This is a genomic window from Acutalibacter sp. JLR.KK004 (genome assembly GCF_036941085.1).
Lineage (GTDB): Bacteria > Bacillota > Clostridia > Oscillospirales > Acutalibacteraceae > Acutalibacter.
On sequence record NZ_JAYMNQ010000002.1, the window covers coordinates 48,922 to 70,721 of the forward strand.

Annotated in this window: 23 protein-coding genes and 1 tRNA gene; 5 read left to right on the top strand and 19 right to left on the bottom strand. The window is 54.4% G+C overall.

Going from position 1 to position 21,800, the window contains the following annotated elements; genetic code table 11:
* Positions 1-14 precede the first annotated feature (14 nt).
* From VSQ30_RS14570 to VSQ30_RS14580, 3 genes are read left to right on the top strand one after another with little or no spacing between them, the layout of a single operon-like run.
* Positions 15-3,347 (top strand): PD-(D/E)XK nuclease family protein, encoded by a 3,333-nt coding sequence (locus VSQ30_RS14570; RefSeq protein WP_334464962.1) that lies wholly within the window; start codon positions 15-17, stop codon positions 3,345-3,347.
* Entirely contained in the window at positions 3,340-6,855 is a 3,516-nt protein-coding gene (gene addA, locus VSQ30_RS14575; RefSeq protein ID WP_334464964.1) for a helicase-exonuclease AddAB subunit AddA, read from the top strand. The genes VSQ30_RS14570 and addA overlap by 8 nt, the downstream gene beginning before the upstream one ends.
* 16 nt (positions 6,856-6,871) lie before the next feature.
* Positions 6,872-9,313, top strand: coding sequence for a beta-mannosidase (locus tag VSQ30_RS14580; protein WP_334464966.1), 2,442 nt, complete (start codon positions 6,872-6,874; stop codon positions 9,311-9,313).
* Between the two features lie 351 nt (positions 9,314-9,664).
* Here VSQ30_RS14580 and VSQ30_RS14585 read toward each other — a convergent pair whose 3' ends face one another.
* A complete protein-coding gene (locus VSQ30_RS14585; protein ID WP_334464968.1) occupies positions 9,665-9,862 on the bottom strand; it encodes a hypothetical protein in 198 nt (65 codons plus the stop codon).
* A 309-nt stretch (positions 9,863-10,171) separates the two neighbouring features.
* Entirely contained in the window at positions 10,172-10,633 is a 462-nt protein-coding gene (gene tnpA, locus VSQ30_RS14590) for an IS200/IS605 family transposase (protein ID WP_334462478.1), read from the bottom strand.
* Between the two features lie 179 nt (positions 10,634-10,812).
* Here tnpA and VSQ30_RS14595 point away from each other — a divergent pair.
* Positions 10,813-10,888: transfer RNA gene (locus tag VSQ30_RS14595), tRNA-Trp, on the top strand.
* A gap of 96 nt (positions 10,889-10,984) precedes the next feature.
* Here the strand turns inward: VSQ30_RS14595 and VSQ30_RS14600 are convergent.
* The 16 genes from VSQ30_RS14600 to VSQ30_RS14675 form a co-directional block, all read right to left on the bottom strand.
* Positions 10,985-12,172 (bottom strand): tyrosine-type recombinase/integrase, encoded by a 1,188-nt coding sequence (locus VSQ30_RS14600; protein ID WP_334464969.1) that lies wholly within the window; start codon positions 12,170-12,172, stop codon positions 10,985-10,987.
* A 39-nt stretch (positions 12,173-12,211) separates the two neighbouring features.
* On the bottom strand, positions 12,212-12,403 hold the full coding sequence (locus VSQ30_RS14605; protein WP_334464970.1) for a helix-turn-helix domain-containing protein: 192 nt from the start codon (positions 12,401-12,403) through the stop codon (positions 12,212-12,214).
* Positions 12,404-12,493: 90 nt separating this feature from the next.
* Positions 12,494-13,027 carry a hypothetical protein gene (locus VSQ30_RS14610; protein ID WP_334464972.1) on the bottom strand — a complete coding sequence of 178 codons (534 nt, stop codon included), beginning with the start codon at positions 13,025-13,027 and terminating at the stop codon, positions 12,494-12,496.
* A 15-nt stretch (positions 13,028-13,042) separates the two neighbouring features.
* Entirely contained in the window at positions 13,043-13,708 is a 666-nt protein-coding gene (locus VSQ30_RS14615; protein ID WP_334464973.1) for a hypothetical protein, read from the bottom strand.
* A 73-nt stretch (positions 13,709-13,781) separates the two neighbouring features.
* A complete protein-coding gene (locus tag VSQ30_RS14620) occupies positions 13,782-13,949 on the bottom strand; it encodes a hypothetical protein (RefSeq protein WP_334464974.1) in 168 nt (55 codons plus the stop codon).
* Between the two features lie 127 nt (positions 13,950-14,076).
* Complete coding sequence (locus VSQ30_RS14625; protein WP_334464976.1) at positions 14,077-14,520, bottom strand: hypothetical protein; 444 nt, start codon at positions 14,518-14,520, stop codon at positions 14,077-14,079.
* A gap of 13 nt (positions 14,521-14,533) precedes the next feature.
* The gene (locus tag VSQ30_RS14630) at positions 14,534-15,127 is read right to left on the bottom strand and encodes a hypothetical protein (protein ID WP_334464977.1); all 594 of its coding nucleotides are present in this window, start codon (positions 15,125-15,127) and stop codon (positions 14,534-14,536) included.
* A 3-nt stretch (positions 15,128-15,130) separates the two neighbouring features.
* A complete protein-coding gene (locus tag VSQ30_RS14635; RefSeq protein WP_161473978.1) occupies positions 15,131-15,391 on the bottom strand; it encodes a phage holin in 261 nt (86 codons plus the stop codon).
* A gap of 70 nt (positions 15,392-15,461) precedes the next feature.
* On the bottom strand, positions 15,462-15,713 hold the full coding sequence (locus VSQ30_RS14640) for a DUF2829 domain-containing protein (protein ID WP_334464978.1): 252 nt from the start codon (positions 15,711-15,713) through the stop codon (positions 15,462-15,464).
* 85 nt (positions 15,714-15,798) lie between these two features.
* Positions 15,799-16,137 carry a hypothetical protein gene (locus VSQ30_RS14645; RefSeq protein WP_334464979.1) on the bottom strand — a complete coding sequence of 113 codons (339 nt, stop codon included), beginning with the start codon at positions 16,135-16,137 and terminating at the stop codon, positions 15,799-15,801.
* 15 nt (positions 16,138-16,152) lie between these two features.
* Positions 16,153-16,563 (bottom strand): hypothetical protein, encoded by a 411-nt coding sequence (locus VSQ30_RS14650; RefSeq protein ID WP_334464981.1) that lies wholly within the window; start codon positions 16,561-16,563, stop codon positions 16,153-16,155.
* An 11-nt stretch (positions 16,564-16,574) separates the two neighbouring features.
* Positions 16,575-16,706: a CD1375 family protein gene (locus tag VSQ30_RS14655; protein ID WP_279286456.1), complete on the bottom strand. Its 132-nt coding sequence runs from the start codon at positions 16,704-16,706 to the stop codon at positions 16,575-16,577.
* A gap of 47 nt (positions 16,707-16,753) precedes the next feature.
* Positions 16,754-16,891: a CD1375 family protein gene (locus tag VSQ30_RS14660; RefSeq protein WP_334464983.1), complete on the bottom strand. Its 138-nt coding sequence runs from the start codon at positions 16,889-16,891 to the stop codon at positions 16,754-16,756.
* A 71-nt stretch (positions 16,892-16,962) separates the two neighbouring features.
* Positions 16,963-17,163, bottom strand: coding sequence for a hypothetical protein (locus tag VSQ30_RS14665; RefSeq protein ID WP_334464984.1), 201 nt, complete (start codon positions 17,161-17,163; stop codon positions 16,963-16,965).
* Positions 17,164-17,186: 23 nt separating this feature from the next.
* Positions 17,187-17,477 carry a hypothetical protein gene (locus VSQ30_RS14670; protein WP_334464986.1) on the bottom strand — a complete coding sequence of 97 codons (291 nt, stop codon included), beginning with the start codon at positions 17,475-17,477 and terminating at the stop codon, positions 17,187-17,189.
* 14 nt (positions 17,478-17,491) lie between these two features.
* Entirely contained in the window at positions 17,492-18,535 is a 1,044-nt protein-coding gene (locus tag VSQ30_RS14675; protein ID WP_334464988.1) for a reverse transcriptase/maturase family protein, read from the bottom strand.
* Between the two features lie 396 nt (positions 18,536-18,931).
* On the opposite strand from VSQ30_RS14675, the gene VSQ30_RS14680 reads away from it, so the two are divergent.
* Positions 18,932-19,246 carry a hypothetical protein gene (locus VSQ30_RS14680; protein ID WP_161473983.1) on the top strand — a complete coding sequence of 105 codons (315 nt, stop codon included), beginning with the start codon at positions 18,932-18,934 and terminating at the stop codon, positions 19,244-19,246.
* Between the two features lie 43 nt (positions 19,247-19,289).
* Here VSQ30_RS14680 and VSQ30_RS14685 read toward each other — a convergent pair whose 3' ends face one another.
* Positions 19,290-21,800 (bottom strand): hypothetical protein, encoded by a 2,511-nt coding sequence (locus VSQ30_RS14685; RefSeq protein ID WP_334464990.1) that lies wholly within the window; start codon positions 21,798-21,800, stop codon positions 19,290-19,292.

Consider the following 21,800-nt stretch of genomic DNA (forward strand, 5'->3'; position numbering starts at 1 on the left):
TCCCATAGCGTTTTATGCTGCAATTTGTGCTGGGCCGCGCGGGAAGCGGAAAAACAGAATATATGCGCAGGATGCTGGCAGACAAGGCCCTGTCAGGAGACAGCAGGTGCATCATGCTGGTGCCCGAGCAGTATTCCTTTGAAACGGAAAAGGCCATGCTGCGCCTGGCAGGGGCCAGGCAGGCCAATGCCATCGGCATCTACAGCTTCACCCGGCTTGCGGAAACCGTTTTCCGCCGGGAAGGCGGGGCGGCAGGGCGCAGGCTCAGCGATGGGGGCAGGCGCATCCTGATGTCCTGCGCCATCGCGGCCTGCCAGGACAGCCTGGAGGTATACCGCAGCGCTGCCCAAAGCGGGCGGACAACAGACATGATGCTCACCGCGGTAAACGAGATGAAAATGTGCGGGATAGAGCCTTTGCAGCTTTTGGAAACGGCAGGGCGGCTGAAGGGCCGGGGCCTGGGGCAGAAGGTGCGGGAGCTGGGGCTGATTTTTGAAACCTATGAAGCTTTGGTGGCGGCTTCCTACCTGGACGCCCGGGACGACCTGACAAGGCTGGCCCAGGCCCTGGAGGAAAGCCGCTTTTTTGCAGGCTGCACTGTGGCGGTAGATTCCTTTGAAGGCTTCACCGTCCAGGAAATGAAGGTGCTGGGGCAAATCCTCCGGCGGGCCGAAACCGTTACCGTCTCCTTGTGTACCGACGGCCTTGGGGATGACGCCGGGCTTTTCGCCCTGGTAGACCGCACCCACGCCCGCCTGCGCCGCCTGGCAGAGGAGCAGGGGGTGGGGATGCTGCCTCCTGTGGTGCTGACAGGCGCGCCGCGCTTTCATAATGAAAGCCTGAAGCTGCTGGAGGCTGGGCTTTTCTCCGGCGGGGAGGGGCTTTCTGCGGAGGACAGCCAGGGAGTTGCCCTGTTTCAGGCCAAGGACGTGTACCAGGAGTCGGAATTTGTGGCGGCCACTATCCGGCGGCTGGTGGAGGAGCGGCACTGGCGGTACCGGGACATCTCCATCATCTGCCGGGATCCTTCCCGGTATTACGGCAGCCTGGACGTGGCCCTGAAAAAACGGGACATTCCCTGTTTCATGTCCCAGCCCATGCGGGTGGACGCGGAGCCTGTAACCCGCTTTGCCCTGGGGGCCTTCCGGTGCGTGCAGTCGGGGCTTGCCACAGACAGCCTTTTGGAGCTTCTGAAAACCGGGGTGTCCGGCTTTACGGCGGAGGAAATTTCCGATTTGGAAAATTATGCCTTCCTGTGGAAGGTAACTGGTTCCGGCTGGCGGCAGGAATTTGTCCGGCACCCCCAGGGCTTTGGGCGGGAATTTACAGAAGCGGACAGGGAATTTTTAGCCTATGTAAACGGCTTGCGGCAGCGGCTTATCACCCCGCTGCAACAGTTCGCCGCCGCCACCCGGGACGCCACAGGGGAGGAAATCTCCCAGGCGGTTTACACCCTGCTGACAGCATACGGCCTGGAAGAAACCCTGCCAGCCTACTGCCGGGAGCTGGAAAGGGCGGGCGAGGAGGGCCTTGCGGCGCGGCAGGTGCGGGTGTGGGAGCTTTTGATGGAGCTTCTGGATCAGATGCACAGCATTTTAGGGGACAGGAAAGTTTCCCGGGAACGGTATTTCCAGCTTTTGCGGGAGGTGCTGGCGGCGGAGGACGTGTCGGAAATCCCACAGACCGTGGACCAGGTGCTGTTCGGCACAGCAGAGCAGGTGCGCCAGTCCTCCCCCAAGGCGGCCTTCCTCATCGGCGTGGCGCAGGGGGAATTTCCCCTTGCCCCCCATTCCTCCGGGGTGTTTTCCGACGCGGAACGCCGGGCGCTTTTAGAGCTTAACCTGCCTTTGGGGGATCCCCTGGAGCAGAAAGCCATAGAGGAGCGGTATCTGGCCTATTCCGTTGCCTGCGCCCCTTCCGAGGCGCTGTATATAAGCTGGCCTGCCTCCATAGGCGGGGAGGACAGGGAGCCAAGCGAGCTGGTGGCGGAGGTGCGGGCGCTGTTCCCAGCCCTTGCCCCCTTGGAAAACCTGCCGGAGGAATATTTTGCCAATTCCCTGGAGGCGGCTTTCTCCTACATGGCCCCCCGTCTCCAGGACAAAAGCCCCCAGGCCCAGGCCCTGCGCCTGCTTTTTGCAGGAGACGCCTATTATGAGGGCCGCATTGCCGCCCTGGAGCGGGCGGCGGGCCAGGGGGCTGCGGGCATGGAAAGCCCGGAACTGGCCCAAAAAATATATGGGGAAAAGCCCTTTGTCTCCCCCACCCAGATTGAAACCTTCCATAGCTGTGCCTTTAAATATTTCTGCCGCTACGGCATAAACGCCCGGGAGCGCCGCCCCGCCGAGGTGGACGTGATGCAGTACGGCACCCTGATGCATTATCTGTTCGAGCAGGTGTTCCAGTGCCCCAAGGAACAGCGGGAAGCCTGGACGCAGCAGGAGCTGGAGCAGATTGTGCAGAGGCACATCGGGGACTATGCCCGGGACAGCCTGGGAGGCATGGAGCTTTTAAGCGGCAGGCAGAAATACCGGCTGGGGCGCATGGCCCAGTCTGCCTGCAAACTGATACGCCATGTGGAAAAGGAGCTTTCCCAAAGCCGCTTTGCCCCGGAACATTTCGAGCTGGGCCTGGGAAGCGGCGGCTATCCCCCTCTGCAGGTGGAGTTGGGAAACGGCCGCACTGTCACCGTGGGGGGCACTATCGACCGGGTGGACGTGTACCACAGCCCCAGCGGGCAGGATTACGTGCGGGTGATTGACTATAAGACAGGGCGGAAAATCTTCAAGATGGCAGACGTGCTTTACGGGCTGAACATGCAGATGCTGGTGTATCTTGCCGCTTTGGTAGAGCAGGGCGGGCAGGCCCCGGCAGGCATTCTCTACATGCCGGCGGCAGAGCCTTCCGTTTCCGCCGGGCGTGGGGAGGAGGACGCCGCCGTTCAGGAGCGGGCGGACAAGCTGCTGCGCATGAACGGGGTGGTGCTGGCGGATACGGAGATTATCGAGGCCATGGAGGCAGGGGCCAAGGGGAAATTTATCCCCGCCGCTTTGAACAAGGACGGCAGCCTGCGCAAAAGCCCCTCCCCGCCCCTGACAAAAGAGCAGATGGCCTTGGTGCTTGCCTATTCCAAGAAGCTGATTGCCGCCATGGGCCGGGAACTGCTGCGGGGCGCGGCGGAAGCCCGCCCCAATTTAAACCGGCACAACGCCTGCCGGCTGTGCCCCTATGGGGCTGTGTGCGGCAGCGAGTTTTCAGAAAACGACGTGCAGGAGGACGACGCCTCCCAGGAGGAGGCATTGGCCCGTATGAGGGAAGCTTTACAGGAAGGAGGGGAGTGGGATGGCTGAAACAGCCTGGACCCGTGCCCAGCAGGACGCTATCTCCGCCCGGCGGGGCACAGTGCTGGTGGCGGCGGCGGCGGGCAGCGGCAAGACGGCCGTGCTGGTACAGCGGGCCATTGAGCGGCTGACAGACAGGGAAAACCCGGTTCCCGCCGACCGGCTGCTGATTGTCACCTTTACAAAGGCCGCGGCCCAGGAAATGCGGGCCAGGCTGGAGCAGCGCCTGTGGGGGCTTATCCGGGAGAACCCGGAAAACCAGGTGCTGCGCCGCCAAAGCCTGCTTCTGCCCCAGGCCCACATCGGCACAGTGGACAGCTTCTGCGCGGAGATGGTGCGGGAATTTTTCCACGTGCTGGACATCTCCCCGGAGTTTACCATCCTTTCCGACAAGCGGGAGGAAGAGCTTTGCGGGGAGGCCCTGGAAGAAGCCCTCCAGGCGGCCTTTGAGTCCGGGGAGGTGGCGGAGCTGGCAGACGCCTTTACCGGGGAGCGGGACGACAGGCGGCTTGCCGCCATGGTGCGCACCCTGTACCGCTTTATGCAGTCCCATCCCTTTCCGGAAAGGTGGCTGGAGGAAAAGGTGGCCCTTTACGAGCAGGGGGACGGGGCGCTGTGGGAAGGGGCGGTTTTGTCCTATGCCAAAGAGACTGCCGCCTATTGCTGCGGCCTGCTGGAAGCCGGGCAGGAAGCCGCAGCCCAGGACGTGAAGCTGGAGGAAAACTTCGGCCCGGTGTTCACAGAGGACAGGCGGCAGCTTTCAGCCCTTATGGAGGCCTGCGCTGCCGGGGACTGGGACGAAGCCCTGGCCCGGCGGCAGGCCTTTGCCCCCAGCCGCCGGAAGCCCCTGCGGGGCTATAAAGAAGATCCCCTTTTCTGCCGGCTGGACGCCTGCCGCAAGGAAGTGGCAAAGGCCCTGGAACCTTTAGAAAAGTGCCTGTGCGGCACGAGAGGGGAAAACTGCCGGGAGCTGCAGGAGGCCGCCCCCCTTTTAAAGAGCCTGCAAGCCCTCACCCTGGACTTTTCCCGGCGGTACAGGGAAAAAAAGCGGGAGCGGGATTTCCTCGATTACAGCGACCTGGAGCATTTGGCGATAGAGCTTTTCTGCAGGCCCGACGGCTCCCCCACCCCTGTGGCTAAAGAGGTGTCGGCGCGCTTCGGGGAAATCATGATAGACGAATACCAGGACATTAACGAGGTGCAGGATTCCCTGTTCCGGGCTGTGTCCCAGGATGAAAAGAACCTCTTTATGGTGGGGGATGTAAAGCAGAGCATTTACGGCTTCCGCCGGGCCATGCCGGAAATCTTCCTCCGGCGCAGAAAGAGCTTTCCCCTGTACGACAGGGAACAGGACAGCTATCCCGCCTCCATTGTGCTGGACAGGAACTTCCGCTCCCGCCGGGAGGTGACGGAGTCGGTAAACTTTGTGTTCTCCCAGCTTATGAGCCGGGAGGCGGGCGACATCGACTACACCGGGGAGGAGCGGCTGGTGTGCGCCGCCCCCTATGAGGACAAGGCAGGGTGTGAAACAGAGGTTTTGCTGATAGACCGCCAGGGCGTGCCGGCGGAAACGGCGGAAGCCGCCGCCATTGGGAAGCGAATCCGGGAGATGGTGGAGGCGGGCTTTCCCATCACCGCCAAGGAAGGGGAGCGCCCCGCCTGCTGGGGGGACTTCTGCATCCTGCTGCGCAGCGCCAATAAATACGCCCACCGCTATGCCCGGGAGCTTGCGGCCCTGGGGGTGCCGGCCCGGGCGGCGTCCTCCGGCGGTTTTTTTGCCGCCAAGGAGGTGCAGGCTGTGCTGTCCCTTTTGCGGGTTATCGACAACCCCAACCAGGATATCCCCCTGCTGGCTGTGCTGATGAGCCCTTTATACGGCTTCACCCCCGATGATTTAGCCCGCCTGCGGGAGGGGGACAGGAAATCCTCCCTGTACATTTCCCTTTTGCGGGGGGCAAAGGAAAACGCCCTGTGCCGCCGGGTTCTGGAAGAGGTGGGGGAACTGCGGAGCCTTTGCGCCACCATGCCTGCCGACGCCTTCCTCACTTTGCTCTACAGCCGCACAGGATATCCCGACATGGTGCTGGCCATAGAGGAGGGCCGCTCCCGCCTGGAAAACCTGCGGCTTTTGCAGCAGTACGCCAAGGAATATGAAGGCTCCGGGTACCACGGGCTTTCCGGCTTTGTCCGTTTTTTAGACAGGCTGCGGGAGGGCGGCGCGGATTTGCAGGCCGCCCAGCCCCAGCAGGAGGACGGCCCCGCAGTGCAGATTATGAGCGTACACCGGGCAAAGGGCCTGGAATTCCCGGTGTGCATTGTGGCGGGCTGCGGGCGCAGCTTTGTAACAGAACAGCGGGAGGACGTGCTGCTCCACCCTGTTTTGGGCCTGGGGGTGAAGCTGAAGGACGCGGCCCGCTCCGCCCGGTATACCACCACCGCCCGGGAGGCCATTGCCCTGGAATCTGCCCGCTCCTCCGCGGCGGAGGAACTGCGGGTGCTGTATGTAGCCATGACCCGGGCCAAGGAAAAGCTTATCCTTGCAGGCTCCGGGGAAAAAATGGAAGAAATGGTGGGAAAGCTTGCCATGCGGGCCGCTGGCGCGGGGGTAAGCCCTTATCTGGTGCGCAAGGCAAAAAACGCACTGGAGTGGCTTATCCTCTGCGCCCTGCGCCATCCGGACGGCGGGGAACTGCGGAAAACAGCCGGGGCGGAAGACCTGCCCCTGTGCCGGGAATCTTTCACCCCCTGGCGCATCCAGGCCATCCCATATGCCCCCCCTCCCCTGCCGGAAGCTGGGGAAGTGGAAGATATCCCGCCTCCAGACCTTATGCTGGCGGCGCGTCTGCGGGAGCGGGCCGCCTTCCAGTATCCCTATGCCGGGCGGCTGGAGATCCCCGCCAAGGTGTCTGCCTCCAAGCTGGCGGCAGAGCAGGGCGGGGCCGGGGAAATCAGCCTGTCCCGCCCTGCCTGGCTGGGGGAAAAGGGCATGACCCCGGCGGAAAGGGGCATTGCCCTTCATGAGTTCATGCAGTTTGCAGACTTTCACGCTGCCGCCGAAAACCCGGAAAAGGAGCTTATAAGGCTGGTGGAAAAGGCATGGCTTACCCCGGAACAGGGGGAAGCGGTGGACGTTCACCGGGTGCGGGCCTTTTTCCAGGGAAGCCTGGGCAGGCGCGTGCTGGCCTCAGCCGAGGTTTTAAAAGAAAGGCGCTTCACTGTCACCCTCCCCGCCCATATGGTTCGGGAGGGCCTGGAGGACGGGGGCCTGGAGGAGCAGGTGGTGCTCCAGGGCGCTGTGGACTGCACCTTTCTGGAAGGCGGACGCATACATATTATTGACTTTAAAACAGACCGGGTGGAAACGGTTGAGGAGCTTTGGCAGCGGTACCAGGTACAGATACGCCTGTATGCCTATGCCATGGAGCAGGCCACAGGGCAGCAGGTGGGAGACTTAATTTTATATTCCACCTATCTCAGCCAGGCCTGCGTGAAGCCCTACAGCCGGGACGCATCATAAAAAAGGGGGAGCGGATATGATAAGCCAGAGCTTGCATGAAGGATGGACGCTGGAAATCCTGGGGAAAAAAAGGAAATACCCGGCAAAGGTGCCGGGCACGGTATATGGCGCGCTGCTGGAAGCCGGGTCCATGGAAGATCCCTTCTGGCGGGACAACGAGCTGAAGGCCCTGCAGGTGATGGAGGACGATTTCCTCTTTGAAACCGCCTTTGTCCCGGCGGAGGGAATGCTCCAGTGCCAGAACGTCTACCTGCGGTTTGAGGGCATCGACACCCTGGGGGAGGTAAGCCTTAACGGCGTGCCCTTAGGGCAGACAGACAACATGCACCGGGTTTGGGAATTTGAAGCCGGCCGCCTGCTGCGGGAAGGGGAAAACGTTCTGCGGGTAAAGCTCTCCTCCCCCACCCGGTTCATCCGGGAACACTATAACCCCCAGAAGGCGGAGGGCACAAGCGACGCCATGAAGGGCTTTCCCGCCCTGCGCAAGGCCCACTGCATGTTCGGCTGGGACTGGGGCCCCCGCCTGCCCGACGCGGGCATTTTCCGGCCTGTTACCCTGCTGGGGGACGAGGGCGCGTATATCCGGGAGGTTCGGGTGCGGCAGAAGCACGCGGACGGCAAGGTGGAGCTTTCCCTGGGGTTAAGCGCCTCCTCCACCGCAAAGGGTGTACGCTTTACAGCAGAGCTGGTAGATCCGGACGGGAACGCCAAAGCCTTTTCCACTGTCCCCATGGCCTTAACTGTAGAAAATCCCCAGCTATGGTGGCCAAGGGGCTACGGCGGGCAGCCCCTTTACACCGTCAAAGTGAAGGCCCTGTCCCAGGGAGACCGGGTGCTGGACATGTGGGAGCGGAAAATCGGCCTGCGCACAGCCACAATGCACATCGAAAAGGATGCATTCGGGGAAAGCTTTGCCCACGAGATAAACGGGGTGCAGGTTTTCGCCATGGGCGCGGACTATATCCCAGAGGACAACCTCCTGGGCCGGGTTACCCCGGAGCGCACCCGCCGGCTGCTGGAGGACTGCTGCGCCGCCAATTTCAACACCATCCGGGTGTGGGGCGGGGGCTATTACCCTGACGACTGGTTTTATGACGTCTGCGACGAGCTGGGCCTCTTAGTGTGGCAGGACTGCATGTTCGCCTGCGCCACCTATGAGCTGACCCCGGCGTTTTCCCGGAACATCCAGGCGGAAATCGCGTACAATGTTAAGCGCCTGCGCCACCATCCCTCCCTGGCCCTGTGGTGCGGCAACAACGAGATGGAAATGTTTGTGGACGAGGGGGAATGGGGGGCTTCCTTCCGGCAGAAGGCAGACTACATCCGCATGTACGAATACATCATCCCCAAAGTGGTACAGGAACAGGATCCCGACGCCTTCTACTGGCCCGCCAGCCCCTCCAGCGGCGGGGGCTTTGACGATCCCAACGGGCGCGGCCGGGGGGATGTACACGACTGGAGCATCTGGCATGGCATGCGGCCCTTTGCGGACTACCGCAAGGGCGCCTGCCGGTATCTCTCCGAGTTTGGTTTCGAGTCCTTCCCCTGCCTGAAAACAGTGGAAACCTTCACCCTGCCGGAGGACAGGAACCTCTTTTCCTATGTGATGGAAAAGCACCAGCGCTGCGCCCATGGCAGCGCCCTGACCATGGCCTACCTCCAGCAGATGTATTTATACCCCGCCAGCTTTGAAACAGCCCTCTATGCCTCCCAGCTTCTCCAGGCCGAGGCTGTGCGCTATGGGGTGGAACACATGCGCCGCCAGCGGGGCCTGTGCATGGGCACTATTTACTGGCAGCTTAACGACTGCTGGCCCGGGGCCTCCTGGTCGTCTATCGACTGCACCGGGCGCTGGAAGGCCCTGCATTACTTTGCCAAACGGTTCTTTGCCCCTGTGCTCCTCTCCTGCCAGGAGGAGGGCATGCTCACCCAGAACCCCAACATCAACGCAGAACCCTATGACATGGAAAAGAGCATCCGCCTTGCCGTAACAAACGATACCTTAAAGCCCCGGCAGTTTGTGGCGAAATGGGCCTTGCGGGACAGGCTGGGCCGGGTGAAGCGGGAGGAAACCATCTGCCTGTCGGTGAACCCCCTGCAAAGCATAACCCTGCCCAAAACCCACTTGCCGGAGGCGGACATTTTCCAGGACTATGTCAGCTACCATCTCTACGAGCTGGGCCGGGAGCTTTCCAGCGGCACCGTCATTTTCTCCCTGCCTAAATTTTTCCAGTTTGCAGACCCCCGCCTGGGGCTGCGGCTGGAGGGGGACGAAATCGTGGTGACGGCGGGGGCCTATGCCAGAGGCGTGGAGATCCAAAATGGGGCGGAGGACTTGCTCCTTTCCGACAACTACTTTGACATGAACCCCGGGGAGCGCCGGGTGAAAATCCTCCGTGGCGAGCCTTTCGGCCTGCGGGCGCGCAGCGTCTATGATATCGCCAAAGGTCAAAAGTAAATTACAAAAAAGTTCAAAAAATTTTCCCGACTTATGAAAAGTGGGGGTTCCGGCGTGTTCGGAACCCCCGCTTTTGTGCAAAAAGGCAGCAGGAAACCAAACCGGGCGTTTTTCGCTTCCAGCTTCGCTCCCTTTGTGTTCAATTATTCGGGGGCTATGTTATGTACCGCTCGAAAAGCATTTGCGGCGTTGCCCAGCCCAATATCCGCTGCGGGTAGTTCTCCAGCCACTCTTCACGGTACACGCAGGGGACATGCTCTCCCTCCAGGCAGTCTGCCCGGGTGTCTATAGTAAACGCGCTTTGAAATCGGCAAATACCGATTTTAAAGCTGGGCGGCGCTGCCGCCTGGTTTAAAAGAAGTATACTTCTTTATAAACTGTGTTAACTATATGGATACGGAAATTCCGGGGATTGTGCTCCGCCTCCCGCTTTCTGCACCTGGCGATATACCCTTTCGCAGTTTTAATGCTGCTGGCAAAGCCCCAGACGTAGGAATACCCGCCGCACACCTTCCTGTCGCTCTCGTACTCCATGAAATACTGCTTCATACCCTCCCTCTCCCTTTCCCTTTCCGGAAAGTGTCTAAAACAATCCTGCAATTCCCTCCGCAAACTTAGCCCTGCCCCAAATTTCGGAAGTTTCACCTATGTGTGGAATATTCACTTGCCAGCCTGAAACGGCTCTTCCTATACAATCCGTTTTCTGCCGTTTTTTCTGCTTCCCACACTGTCTGTAAATCAATACCACGCCCAAAGGACGTGGTATGAATGATAAGCCCTAAAAGGGCATGATGCCAGCAGCGCCTAAAGGCGCAGAATGAGAAACGCCAACCGCACTTTGGGTTTGGCGTTTCTTTTTTACACTTCTTCTAAATCTTTAAAGGGATCTTCGTACTCTTTAAAGCTCATCTGATCCATGATCTGGTCTTCTCTTTCCTGATCCTGGATATACTTCTGAATGGCTTTTTTGTTTCCTCCTACGGTGCTTACATAATATCCTTTGGCCCAGAATACTCTACGCCCATATTTGTATTTCAAGTTCGCATGTCTCTCAAATATCATCAGGGTACTCTTCCCTTTCAGATATCCCATAAATTCTCCCACGCTCAACTTTGGCGGTATAGAAAGCAGCATGTGGATATGATCGAGCATTGCATGGGCTTCTATGATTTCCACATGCTTGTATTCACATAGCTTCCTCAGGATTTTCCCTATATCTGCCCGCAGTTTCCCATATACTACTTTCCTGCGATACTTTGGTACGATCACAATGTGGTATTGACATTTCCATTTTGTATGTGATAAACTTTGCTCGTCCATTTGGACTGACCTCCTTTGATTTTTGTGCGGTTGGCGTTACCCGCTTCCATTATATCAAAGGAGGTCTTTTTTTATAATCAACGCTATCGCTTTCTTCGGTCTCCGCCGGCGATTCTTCGCCACAAAAAAACAATTGACAGCAAGGTTGAAAAGTGGTAAAATGAAAGTGTAATCAAGATAGGGGTATAGCTCAGCTGGTAGAGCAGCGGTCTCCAAAACCGCGTGCCGAGGGTTCGAATCCTTCTGCCCCTGCCACTTACGGGTCCTGAAAAATGGCTTAACACCGCCGTTTTTCGGGATTTTTTCTTTTCCCCGGCACGAAGTTTTCCCTTAATTTTCCCTTACCAGCTTTTACTCGTCATGTAGAATATCAATATATTTCTGCATACGGTCGGCGCTGTCCTGCCTCATCTTGTCGGTAACATGTCCATACACATCCAAAGTAAAGGCTGCCGTGTAGTGCCCAAGATTCTCCTGGACAGTCTTTATGTCGTCACCACTTTGAAGCGCGGCCACAGCGTAGGAATGTCTGAGACTGTGGAAATGCAGGGATTCGCATCCAATCTCAATGGCAATCTTCTTGAAGTTCTTATAGACTGTTTCAGGCGTGAGATTGTCACCCAGTTCATCCGTGAATACCAGTCCTGTATCCATCCAGCTTTTACCAGCGATGCGTTTCCATATCTCCTGTTCGGCTCTTTGCCTGTGAAGAATATCCAACACGAAAGGAGCCAGAACCACCTTACGGAACTTTCCGCTCTTAGGAGAAATGAGATAATATTGGCTGGAGCCATCCCGCTTGCGCTGAAGTTGTCTCCCGACCAAAAGAGAACCATTGGTAAAGTCTACACAGTCCCATTTGAGGCCAAGCACTTCGCCTTCTCTCAAACCGGTGAATAGCGTTACAAGGAAGAGGTTTTCAAAGCGATGGCCTTGTATCGCTTTTAGAAATTTCTTGGTGCTCACATCGTCAAGCGTGTGAATGATCGGTTTCTCGACTCTCGGGAGCCTGCATGGGTTCGCGGGGTTATTGCGAAGATAACCTAAGTCAAGGGCCTGTTGTAAAGCCCTATGGAAAATTCCATGGATGTTCTTTATTGTCTTGGCCGACAGAGGCTTTTCACCTTGCATCAGGGAGTTGTAAAACTGTTGAATATCAATCGGTAACAAGGTGTCTAATTTCTTCATCCCAAAGGCGGGTTTCAGATGGATACGGACAGCGGTCGCGTACATCTCTTTGGTAAGAGGCTTTAGATCGTTGAGATACTGTTCCTGCCAAGTATCCAACCACTCCCCTACGGTCATCTTAGAGGGTTCGCGATAAGTCCCGTTGTCTATTTCAGCAGTAAGCTGCCTCAGTTTTTGAGCGACCTCTTGCTGGGTCTTACCCGTTATGGAGCGCTGCCTCTGCTTTCCGGTCATTGGGTCCGCACTGACGGTAACGCGGGCTTCCCAATATGTATACGCTTTGCCGTTCTTCATAACGGTCTTCTTACGGATACTACCGCCTCCATTGGCGGTCTTTTTGCTGCTCGGCATGATTGCCTCCTTTCAGAAATGCCGTACAGCAGATACTGACTATATTATACCATCTTCGACCGAGGCATTCAAGTAGTCTTCTACTGCTGAGTACGGGATTCTATAGGTTCTGCCTATCTTCACGCTGCGGATTTTGCCGGAGCGGACAAGTTCGTAGGCTGTGTTGCGGCTTATGGACAGCATTTTAGCTATGTCTTCTACCTTGAAGACTGTTGAATTCTCGCTATTCATGAAGTATCACTTCCATAGTTAAATTTAGAGTATAAAGAAAAAGAGCAGCGGATAACCGCCGCTCCTGTTTAGCATATTCTCAACGTTTCCCTACTCAATTCCTAATTGATGTTTCTTTTCAACATCATTTTTTAGGATTTCAATTTCGGCTTCAATTTCAGCTAATTTCATTTTTATGTCGCTTGTCGAAACTGTAAGGTCTGAATTAATACTAGCCGCTAATTTATCAAGCTGAAGAGATAGTATCTCTTGCGTTACATAATCATCCACAAAAGAGTCTACTTGTTTCTCTAAAGCCTCTACTCTTTGACTTAAGACTGCCAAATCAACCATATGTTTTATGGCCACACCGGATACCGATACAACTATGGTTGTAATAATGACTGGAAAAACATTTTCTTTTATCCAGTCAAAGAATTTATATCTAAGTGGTTTCGACTTTATTGGTAAGTCTTTACTACGGCTATCTTCATCATCAACAAATTCCTTAGAACTCATCAACATTTCGTTTTTCACTGGTACCGTGCTTTCGGGCGAAATGCTTGAATTGGCTATGAATCTTTTGTAGTCGGCAACTTCTTCCCAGTTCTTTTTTAATTTCCCTCTGTTTTTCCTTTTTCCCATGTCAATCTCCTCAAATCATGTTGTCACATCTTCTTGGAAACTGTCATAAGACTTGGATAGCACTTTGCCAATTTCGCTTCTTACATCAGACCTTAAAGGATGGTAATGCTGCTGGTAATCATACATTACGCCCTTTATTTCTTCCGAAACATTTCCAACTGTATATATTTTATTTATAAAGTCAGAGTTTTCCGAAAAAAGGGTTCCTTTCACTGTACCCATTTTTTGAGAGAAACGAAAATCAGAGATATTGCTAATAGTTGGAAGAAAAAACTTTCCTGCAAATTTCTGTATTTCCGCGTCACTCCACGCACAAGTGTATACAACCCCCAAACGCCTAATTACAAGGGAGTGTTTCGAAAGTATTTCTGGCACAATGTACTCACTAACTCGCTTTTTAAATTTGTTGAATTCTCCAATAAAATCCTTTTCGATAGGCTGTACATACACCAAATTATTTGAAGTTAGCACAAAGCAATTGTTGTTTTGAGGATTATATAATCTCCTTTCAATTGTATAGTTTGATGATATTTTCGGAAACATATCAGTGGAAAAATATTTGTTATCATAAAGAATTCTATCTGCAATTTCACCCCACAAATCCAAAAGCTGAAACCTAGGGCTAAACGCAGCACCAAATGCTACTTCTTTTATCTCTTTATTTGGCACTTCATTTGGCACTTCAAACACCTCTTAGCACACTTTTTATATTATAATAGCATAGATCGGGATTTTTTTCAATACCTAACCAACGCTAGACCTCTGGCAATAATCCTAAACGTGCCAGAATTAGTATCATACGATACATTTCTTCACCGATATTTATACGCCCCTGATCATCAGCTGAAATAATGCCATTCGTCACCAATTTCTCAAAAATGTACCTATCCTTTGAGGGAATTTCTTCAAGTGTTTTATACATAGTACATCGCCCTTACCTATTTTATAGTCTCATACTATTATGTTACCTAACGCCCCCTATATGAACGTCTCTAAATATAAAAGAGAAAGCCCCGGCCATCGCAAAGACAGCCGGGGTCTTCTTCTACCTACTCAACGGTCACATCCACCTGCGAACCGCTGTACGAAATCTTTTTGACCTTGACATTGCCGTGCCGGTCTGTGATGGTGACTTGGGAGAAACCCTCTCCGTAGGTCTTCACCAGCCTGCCCAGCTCTACTCCATCCGTATCGGTGAGTACGGATGTACAAGTCTTTCCATCTTCGGAGAACGTCCGAGTCAGCGTCCTGCCGGCAGAGTCCCGCGCTACGGCAGTACCGTCATCTGCAAACATTCTTGTTCCCTCAGAGAACCCATAGGTCAGTACCAGGTCAATGTCGTCAATTTCTTCGCTTTGGTCAAGCGTTCCAGTGATAATCTCACCGGTCTTGTCATGGGCTGTCACGCCCTTTTTCAGCGAACCGGCGGTTACCGTGTCGCCAGTCAGGTCGATAAGGACTTTGCCGTTCGCTATAACTTTATTTACAGCCATCTGGCTCACTCCTTCACCCAATGGTCACGGTGGTGCCTCCGGCCGCGTTTTCCGCTTCCACATAAGGAATCGCCGCCACTGTCACCTGGGACAGGCAGTTGTATTCCTCGTCGGGGAGAACTATTTGCTCCTCTGCGGAGGGTATTACGCTCTTGGCCTGGGGTTTGGAGTCCTCGCTGCCGGACATAGTACCCTCAACACCCAGGACAGTCACGCCCTCTCGGATGTTGCCGGGAACCAGCTTGGCCTGCTCGTTGGCGTCGATGGACACCTTACCCGAACCGTCGTGGTAGCCCTGTGGAACGGTGTACTCCTGCTCCTTGGTGGCAATCACCCCAGCGACAGCGGCATTGTCCTTCATGGCGCCGGTAATCTTTGCCCCTCTGGCGTAGGCGGTCTTGCCTTCCAGCAGTTCGCCGACTGCGGCAGTAGCCTCGGAAGAATCCACGTCAAAGGGACAGGCGCCGACAATAGCCGAGCCGGACTTGTCGTGGGCCGTGACATCCTTCAGCAGGTTGTCCGCGGTCACTGTATCGGCGGTCAGGTCAATAAGTACCTCGCCGTTGTAGATGACCTTGTTGATATTCTTGGTTACGGTTTCAGGCATATGTTACTCCTTCCAGGGTTTCTCATAGTGTCTGGCCCGCTTGCTGTCGCTATACCCGGCGGTGGTGGGGTCGTTAACGATGCCCAGCAGCACCAGGATAACGAACACTGCGTCCACAAAGGCCAGCAGGCTGTTCCCAAGCTCGCCGAAATTCACAGTATAACCAAAGATGGCCGCGCCAGCCTGGATAACCAGCAGAATTGCCGGTACCAGCGAGAACCAGAACTGCTTGTTTGCGATGCGTACTTTCCAGTTGATGTTCATTTTGAATCACTCCCTATGTTTTATAATGCCTATGTACAATCGACTTTCGCGTCATCCGTTTCCTCTCCTCTTACAGAATCTGCCAATCCTCAGCAAGCATATCTGCCTGGGAGGCCAGCCAACCAAGCTGCACGCCGGAAGTACCGACAAACGCAATCGCATTGTTGCCGAGCGCGTCATGGTTTACGTTGACGATTTCTCCGGCTGCATTTTTATAACTGACGCAGGCAGCCAGCTCGATATACTGGCCTTTGCCGTTCCATCCAGCGCGGGATACTCTCTTGCCAGCCTTTACAGCCTCGATTGCCTTTCCAAAATCCATAGATCATTCCTCCAGTTCGTAATGTTTCGTTTTTTCTACATGGCTATCAGAACCGCCTAGTCAGAATCTTATTTTGAAGTCCCTCCTAAGTATGGACCCCAAGCTTGAAAAAGAAATAGCCGACAGCCACGCCCACTACTGCGGAAATGACCCAGCCAACTACTTTGCGCCACATCTCGCCGTCCCGGCCCTCCAGTTCCGTCAGCCGCTCCCCCTGAGAAATCTGCTCTTTCACCATGTTCTCCATGTTCAAGGCCAGCTTCTCCACCGAGGTGCTGATTTTGGCGATCTGCTTAACCGTTTCCTCCAGAATCTCCAGCCGACGGTTTTGGCGAATGTTCTCGTCTTCCAGACGCTGGTGCTTGGCGTCCATACTGCGCCGGAACTCTTCATGCTCAGCTCGTGAAATGAATTCACCTTCCATTATCCATCACCTCCGTCAGCTTGCCGCAATGCTTACCGTAGTACCCTCAGAGGCGTTGCTCGTCTCGGAATATGGGATTTTAGCCACGGCAACATTGTTCTTCATGTATTTGCTGGAGGTGGGCAGGATTTGCGTCACGGACGCTTTCGGGGTCACGCTGTAGGGTCCTGTGTAAGGGGCCACCCCCTCTGGAGCCGAACCGCTGCCACCCGAGGAGAGCATGGGATACCAGGTATCGGTAGTCTCCTCAAACATGTAACGGTCTCCTGTGTCGATGCAATAAGCCGTGCTGCCTGTGCATCCTGTTTTGGGCAGCATATCAAGATCAGCAGAAAGGCCGCACCAGGACTCGACTGCCTTAGAACCCGCCCTGGGATATGGCGGCAGCCGCCTGCTGACCAGCACCCAACTTCCGGTGTCAACCATAGGCGGTCACCTTACACCGGGTCGCCGTTCTCGGTAAGGCCCAGGGCCTCCAGGTCAGCCCTGACCGCATCCTTGAACTTGTCGGGCACCTTGTCGAAAGACCGCCTGCCGTTGATGATGAGCGCTACATACAATGCAACCATGTTGTTACCTCCAATCAGAAGTTTAGTTAAAATATAAAAAAGCACGGTTACGCCTCCAGCTTGTCGCCGTTCTGGTCGTAACCGAGTTCTTTCAGCCGGGCTTTTACTTTTTCTTTGAAGTCCTCCCGGATGTCATCAAAGCTCCTTCGCTTATTGATGATAAGCGTACAGTAGATATTTACCATGTCAACAGCCCTTTCGATTTGTACTCTTCTCTTGCACTATAACCAAATACCAGACGGTAACGAAGTCCATATCAATTTTTCAGACATGTTTCCTTTGGAACCTTCCCCGGAGATCTCTCGTCGTTTAGACTCGCTTCCACCCGAATTTGCACGCGATTCAGTTCCTGCACGGTATCTATCAGTTCGTCCAATTGCCGCTGAGCTTTCTCTGCTATCGCAGTCAACTCATCAATGCCATCTATCTTCAAACAGATTTCTTTGGTAAAGTGCATGATTGTCTTCCTTTCTTCTGCTTTTACTCCATCAGTATAGCCAGCACGTCATACATATCAGCCATAGCCTCCATAATGGCCAGCATGTCGCCGTCGCTGTTCAACTGCCTCTTCAGAAGAAGAGCGCTGGAATTCCGGTTGAACTCCTCGGTAGACATAGCCGCCTCCTGGTACGTCCAGTAGCTGACTGTCCCGCCGTCCATATCCTCACGCTTGGATTCTTTGATGTCCTTGCGCAGATATACGGTATCGCCGGAAATCTGGACCTGCTCTGGCCGGACCGTGCTTTCGGAATATCGGTAAGTAGGTTCCATAAAACCGCCTCCTTTTATGTTTGATAAACCCTCGCCAGCCGGTAATATATCTGTAAGGGATTATTCTTGTCAGACTTGGATACCTTTCGGTTCAGTTTCCTAAAGTTTACGTAAGGTTTAATCCATTTTGAATACATAGCATAGGTGTCTGTGGACTTGATCCAGCCAAGATACGACAGCATCTGCCGGGCGTCGTAAACAGTTGGCCTGGCTTTTGACGCAAGTTTTTTCGCTTTCCTACTGGCCTTGTACATGATACTTCTCCGCAAAACAGTGTGGTCCCGGTAAAACCGGAAGCCCATAAAGTCAAGGTCTCTCCCCAGGTATTCGCCATTCTTCACATAGGAGAACCGGAACACCTGCCAATTCCCTTTTAACGCAAGACCAAGCTCTTTTCCAAGATACTCCGAAATTGCCTGACGCATCTTGTGGAGGGCTTTCTTATTGCTGCCGAAAATCACCATATCATCCATATACCGGACATAATGGGCTGCTTGGAGCTGTTCCTTGATGTAATGGTCCAATCCTTGCAGGAACCAGTTTGCCAGCCACTGGGAGGTATGAAACCCCAGGGGAATCCCCGCGTCCGTGGTGTCAATAATCTTAAACAGCAAATCCAGCATAAGCTCGTCATGAATGTGTTTGGAGAGCTTTGCTTTGAGAACATCGTGGGGGACACTGTCAAAGAAATGCCTGATGTCCATTTTCAAGACATACTTTACATTCTTTGCGTCAGTGCGAATCCACTTCTCAATGACCCTTTTGGCTTTGTGAGAACCTCGCCCCGGCAGACTGGCATAGCTGTGCTCATACATACCTTTATAGAACATGGGCTTGAGAGCGTTCACTACGCAGTGCTGGACAATAAGCTCTTCCAGGGTCGGCACATAGATTGTCCGCTGCTTATGGCTGATTCCATCTAAAATATAAATGGGGGCATGCTCCTTGATCTCGTAATTGATAATCCAATCACGGGATTTTTCCGCCAGAGCCGCATCAGACAAATGCCGGGCCTTGATGATGTTTCGGATACGCTTGCTCTTCTTGGCCGACTGCACGCTTCTTATTCTGTTTTGTTCGGATGTACATATTTCATACAAGTGAGTGTAGGATTTCATTCTCTCTTATCCTCTCGCCCGCTTTCGTCCTTTTTCAGCTACCGGCAGGCGCTTGCATCGAGTTGATTTTCACCAAGGGGTGAGGAATATGCGCTGCATTAAAAATCGAGAAACATATTACCATGTATTGGATAAGATTGGGCCGCGCCAATGTTCGAGTTGGAGTTCGACGGCGCATTGTTCAGGTTCACGTAGAAGGGACCCGCTTGAAGGTCATTGTTCCAGTTGCCGCCGACATACGCGCGCAGGCGCAGCGCATACCCCTAAAATCAGAACCTTGCATCTTTTTCCACAGAATGATATAATCTATGAAAAAGCAGCAAGGAGATGGAACTTATGGATGAACTGGGCGCTTTATTCTTACGAACAGCATACAGCATACCGGATGCTCACGCAAAAGCACTGGCCAGCTACATCTTCAGACAGGTTATCGAAGACGTGCATGTAAAATATAGCATTTCCCAACAAGACATGATGGCCATGAACAAATCCGCATTAAATCGCGCGTCACTATTCGTCAACAAAATCAAGGACGATCCGAAACTATACGCGGCATTCGCCATGCACGCCGTTGAAGTCTCAGAGTGGGATGACGCTGAAATAACTGCGGATGAAGTAGCCGAACTTAAATGCCTAGCGTCCATGCTCTAGTAGCCATCGTTTTCCCGGAGAACCTAGGTTCTCCAGACCTCTCCTAGGCCGCAAGCGGTTTACAAGAGAGGGCCGCGCCAACGCTCGAGGTGGAGTTCGACGGCGCATTGTTCAGGTTCACGTAGAAGGGACCCGCTTGAAGGTCATTGTTCCAGTAGCCGCCGACAAACGCGTATCGTGTTCCAGTGGAATACCACATAGCATCACACTCAAAGGTTGTGGCCGAACCCGACAACTCGTATGGGAACCGCCCAAACTTCTCGGTTTTACATTTTGAAATGTAGCCGCCGCTGGAACCAGTAGGCGCAGCATTACTCAGAGACTTATATCCATCGCCGGTAGTATTATAATCGGCTGCGGTAGTTCCGTCTTTCGTTCCGCGAGTCAGCTTGACTTTCTGAACGCTATTTACCAGCATCCACCCGGCAATACGCCGCCAAATGTTCCCCCACCAGTTTTCCATGCCAAAAACCTTGACGCCGTCCGTACCATTCGTGGAACCCCAGAACATTCCTTTTGTGTTCATGGTACCAGGAGATATCGCGCTGCTGTTGGAACTCTTTGTTCTGCCGGAGCCATACGCGGTCTGCAAATCGGTAGACTTCGCCATCATGGTCAGCAAGTCGTTGATTAGCATACGGTCCGCCACAACCTCGGTGTACCAGTCCGCGCCGTTGGCCTTGGCATAGGTGATTTCCTGGTCAGCAGTAGTCGACACGCTGTTCGCCTGGCCACTGATGGAGCGAAGTTTACTGGAAACATTGGAGCCAAAGAAAATCGGTGTGTAGAAGTGCTCAATCTCATGATTCTGGCGGTCATAGTTGGACCAGCACTCGAAGTCGTCATCCAGCTTCACATCAGAGACACGGAAGTGGTAGATATTGCCCTCCTGCCAACGCTTTACAAAGATTTTGGGCCATTCCATCATGGCGTTTCCGCCAAAGGATGTATCCGCAACTTTAGAGGCCGTGCCATCTGTTTTCTTTGTATAGTCATTGGGGTTCAGGTAGTGGTCTACTTTTCCCGCAAAAGTCAGCATACAGGGCCTGGGCATGAATTTCTCGCCCGGAGTGCTGGGCCAGCCGCCATAGTTAAACGCGCTGGTTCCCATCTTTGCCGCGGCAAAGCCCGTGTTGTCCACGTCTGCGGGGTAAGTGACCCGGGTAGCCGGATTGCTGTTGGCAGTGTCCAGGTCATAGCCATAGAGATACTCATAGGTCTTACCCTCGGCGCTGGCCTGATTGTCCGGAACCGCATTTTGATTGTACAGGCCTTTGTCGGAATAGGGGAACGCCCCATAGTAGTACATCTGCCCGCCCACAATGTCCGTATCCGTGTAGGTTCCGCTCTCGGTCAGGTTTGCCACCAGGGTCCCATCTGTTTCATTGGCGGGATAGCCGTCCAACTTCCTGCGGATCATAACGCCCGCCACGGCACTGGTAGTCACCCCGCTCTCTATGGTATTGTCCGGCAGAGTGGCTGTCAGGACAATTTTGCCGGCGGCCGCAGAACTGGCAGAGAACGCTTTCATATTGCCGGGGGCAACCGGAGCGAACACCTTACAGCTTGCCTGATTTTCCGCAGTCTGGTTACGGTTGAACATCCCCCGGTCGGAGTAGGGGAAAGCGGCGTAATAGTAGATTGTATCGCCGGTCAGGCCCATATCGGTGTAAGTACCGCTCTGTTTCAAATCAGTAACTTCCTCGCCGTCCGTCTCATTGACTGGGTAGCTGCCTGTCTTGCGGCGAATGATGGCGCCGGCTACAGTGCAAATCTCAACATCACCTTCGGTCTTATTGCCAGGAAGAGTTGCCGTGATTTTCGCCTGATTGACCGCGTCGCATACAACACTGAAAGCGGCCATGTCGTCCGGGGCTTCTCCCGCGTATACGGTGCAGCTTGTCCGGTTAGCCGGGTCACGGTTGTAAGCTCCGGTACTGGTGTAGACAAAGGCGCTATAGTAATAGGTGACATCCTCTTCCACGTCTGTATCCGTGATAACCGTGCTGGCGGTGATGTTCTGGAACACCTCGCCGTCTTCCTCGTCCTGTGGATATCCCACGGTGGATTTACGAATCACCGCTCCGGCCGCACCTTGCGGCAAAGTGGCGGTCAGCTCCACATGGGAGGTCTGAGACGCGGAACTGTATACCAGTCGGGAAGTGAAAGCAGCCATAGGCTCTGGTTCGTTGAACACGGCCCGGTTAGCCGGGTTGCGGTTATATACACCCTGCGTGGTAAACGGATAAGCCGCGTAATAATAGGTGCCGTCCGCATTGGCAGTGACGTCTGTGAAGGTAGTAGATTCCGCGATTTCCGCTACCTTCTCCCCATCGAACTCGTCCTTGGGGTAGCCGGTGGACTTTTTGCGAATCACGGCCCCCGCCACAGTACACAGGGTCTGACCATCGATAACGGTATTGTCCGGCAGAACCGCTGTGATAACCGGCCTACCGCTGCCCGGTGCGGTTACGGAAAAAGCTTTCATGTTGGACGGCTCGATGCCGCCGAAAAGATGCCGTGCTTTGCCGTAGAGCATATCTTCTTCTGCCAT

Bases quoted from the DNA above. Each gene is read 5' to 3' on its own strand.
- VSQ30_RS14570 (WP_334464962.1), top strand. From the start codon at position 15: ATGCTGCAATTTGTGCTGGGCCGCGCGGGAAGCGGAAAAACAGAATAT.
- addA (WP_334464964.1), top strand. From the start codon at position 3,340: ATGGCTGAAACAGCCTGGACCCGTGCCCAGCAGGACGCTATCTCCGCC.
- VSQ30_RS14580 (WP_334464966.1), top strand. From the start codon at position 6,872: ATGATAAGCCAGAGCTTGCATGAAGGATGGACGCTGGAAATCCTGGGG.
- VSQ30_RS14585 (WP_334464968.1), bottom strand. From the start codon at position 9,862: ATGAAGCAGTATTTCATGGAGTACGAGAGCGACAGGAAGGTGTGCGGC.
- tnpA (WP_334462478.1), bottom strand. From the start codon at position 10,633: ATGGACGAGCAAAGTTTATCACATACAAAATGGAAATGTCAATACCAC.
- VSQ30_RS14600 (WP_334464969.1), bottom strand. From the start codon at position 12,172: ATGCCGAGCAGCAAAAAGACCGCCAATGGAGGCGGTAGTATCCGTAAG.
- VSQ30_RS14605 (WP_334464970.1), bottom strand. From the start codon at position 12,403: ATGAATAGCGAGAATTCAACAGTCTTCAAGGTAGAAGACATAGCTAAA.
- VSQ30_RS14610 (WP_334464972.1), bottom strand. From the start codon at position 13,027: ATGGGAAAAAGGAAAAACAGAGGGAAATTAAAAAAGAACTGGGAAGAA.
- VSQ30_RS14620 (WP_334464974.1), bottom strand. From the start codon at position 13,949: ATGTATAAAACACTTGAAGAAATTCCCTCAAAGGATAGGTACATTTTT.
- VSQ30_RS14625 (WP_334464976.1), bottom strand. From the start codon at position 14,520: ATGGCTGTAAATAAAGTTATAGCGAACGGCAAAGTCCTTATCGACCTG.
- VSQ30_RS14630 (WP_334464977.1), bottom strand. From the start codon at position 15,127: ATGCCTGAAACCGTAACCAAGAATATCAACAAGGTCATCTACAACGGC.
- VSQ30_RS14635 (WP_161473978.1), bottom strand. From the start codon at position 15,391: ATGAACATCAACTGGAAAGTACGCATCGCAAACAAGCAGTTCTGGTTC.
- VSQ30_RS14640 (WP_334464978.1), bottom strand. From the start codon at position 15,713: ATGGATTTTGGAAAGGCAATCGAGGCTGTAAAGGCTGGCAAGAGAGTA.
- VSQ30_RS14645 (WP_334464979.1), bottom strand. From the start codon at position 16,137: ATGGAAGGTGAATTCATTTCACGAGCTGAGCATGAAGAGTTCCGGCGC.
- VSQ30_RS14650 (WP_334464981.1), bottom strand. From the start codon at position 16,563: ATGGTTGACACCGGAAGTTGGGTGCTGGTCAGCAGGCGGCTGCCGCCA.
- VSQ30_RS14655 (WP_279286456.1), bottom strand. From the start codon at position 16,706: ATGGTTGCATTGTATGTAGCGCTCATCATCAACGGCAGGCGGTCTTTC.
- VSQ30_RS14660 (WP_334464983.1), bottom strand. From the start codon at position 16,891: ATGGTAAATATCTACTGTACGCTTATCATCAATAAGCGAAGGAGCTTT.
- VSQ30_RS14665 (WP_334464984.1), bottom strand. From the start codon at position 17,163: ATGCACTTTACCAAAGAAATCTGTTTGAAGATAGATGGCATTGATGAG.
- VSQ30_RS14670 (WP_334464986.1), bottom strand. From the start codon at position 17,477: ATGGAACCTACTTACCGATATTCCGAAAGCACGGTCCGGCCAGAGCAG.
- VSQ30_RS14680 (WP_161473983.1), top strand. From the start codon at position 18,932: ATGGATGAACTGGGCGCTTTATTCTTACGAACAGCATACAGCATACCG.
- VSQ30_RS14685 (WP_334464990.1), bottom strand. From the start codon at position 21,800: ATGGCAGAAGAAGATATGCTCTACGGCAAAGCACGGCATCTTTTCGGC.